Annotated in this window: 1 protein-coding gene; it reads right to left on the bottom strand. The window is 66.2% G+C overall.

Annotation, left to right across the window (positions count from 1 at the left end):
- The coding region (locus tag BFL43_RS00050) for a bifunctional copper resistance protein CopD/cytochrome c oxidase assembly protein (protein ID WP_168176488.1) at nt 1-908 on the bottom strand (908 nt) is incomplete at both ends.

Raw genomic sequence — 908 nt, forward strand, 5'->3', positions numbered from 1 at the left:
CGAACAGTACAGACGCCACCAGCGGGTGGGTCATGAACTTCGAGAACGGACTGTGCAGGAGCGTCAGAATCCATTCCCGGGGTCCCGGCGGTGCGCCGCGCCCGGCCGGTGCCAACGCTCTCAGCGCCAAGGTGACCGGCCCACCGAGTACGAGCAGCACCGGCACCAGCATCGAGAGCACCATGTGCGCGATCATGTGCATGCTGAACAGCGCGGGTGCGTATTTCCCCAGCCCCGACGAGGTGGCGAACAACAGCGCTGCGCAGCCGAGCATCCAGGTGATCGTGCGTCCGATGGGCCACGAGTCGCCGCGCCGACGGAGCCTGATCACGCCGCGCAGGTACACGACCGCCATGACGATCGCCAGGGTGCCGAACAGCAGATCGAAGCGCCAGTCGGTCAACAGGGCACCGAAGGTCGGCGCCTCGTCGATCCGGTAACCGAGCACCAGTTCGGCGGCCGGCATGTCGGCAGGGTTGACGTTGGCCGGCGGCGGGGTGCGTGAGAGACCGACAGCGATGCCGAAGGTCGCGGCGAACACGAGTAATTCGACGAAGGCGAATCTCACGAGCGGCTTGCGGTCGTCGGCTCCGGACAAGGCGGGGATCGTCGTGCGACGATGCCACGCTCCGAATCCGCACAGGACGATCAATGCAGCGAGTTTGGCGAGCACCAATTGTCCATAGGTCTCGGTGAACAGCTGATCGATGTGCACGCGAACCAGAGCGTTGATCACACCACTGGCTCCGACGACGATGAAGCACCAGAAGGCGACCCGCGAGTACCGCCGGGCCGCGAGCGCGGTGAACTGGCCGCCTCCGCGGGCGTAGGCCAGCAGGGCGAACAGGCCACCCATCCAGAGGCAGGCGCCGACGATGTGCAGGATCAGGCTGTTGGTGGCGACGTCG

Origin of the sequence: Williamsia sp. 1135 (assembly GCF_002095395.1) — a bacterium.
Classification (GTDB): Bacteria; Actinomycetota; Actinomycetes; order Mycobacteriales; family Mycobacteriaceae; genus Williamsia.